The 492-nt window shown below is 58.9% G+C and carries 1 protein-coding gene; it reads left to right on the top strand.

Annotated features, from left to right (window positions below):
* Positions 1-492: DUF7092 domain-containing protein (locus AC1D0P_RS28605; RefSeq protein ID WP_477679824.1), on the top strand; the 492-nt coding region annotated here is incomplete at both ends.

Here is a 492-nt window from a genome sequence, read left to right as displayed (position 1 = left end):
ACCGTAGCCTGGTCGGCGAGGAAACGATCGGCACGATGGTGGTTTCCGACCATATCGGCAGTATCCCGCGCCGGATCAGTTTTGCCGATGGCGGCCTGTTCGAAACCATCGACAACGACGCCGTCGACACACTATTGCGGAAACACCGACGCAACCGCGCCGTCTGGATTCATGAACTGGAGCGGTTCCATCCACGACTGATCGTTCTCGTGCTGGCGGTCTTTCTGTTTTCTGCACTGATCTATCGCTATGCCATCCCGGCTTTGGTGGAAGTTGCCGTCTGGGCAACGCCGCCGGTCGTTGGCGACATGATGTCCGCCGGCACACTTGCCTCGCTCGACAAGACGGTGCTGGGACCATCGAAGCTGCCGGCTGAACAGCAGCAGAAAATCAGCGACGCTTTCGGCAAGCTCGCCAGCTTTTCCAGTCGGGGTCGCGAGGGCTACCACCTCTATTTCCGCGACGGTGGTTATATCGGTCCGAATGCATTTG

Source organism: Polaromonas sp. P1_G2 (assembly GCF_056405515.1).
Note: the sequence above shows the minus strand (reverse complement) of the source record. Positions and strands in the feature narration are given on the sequence as shown.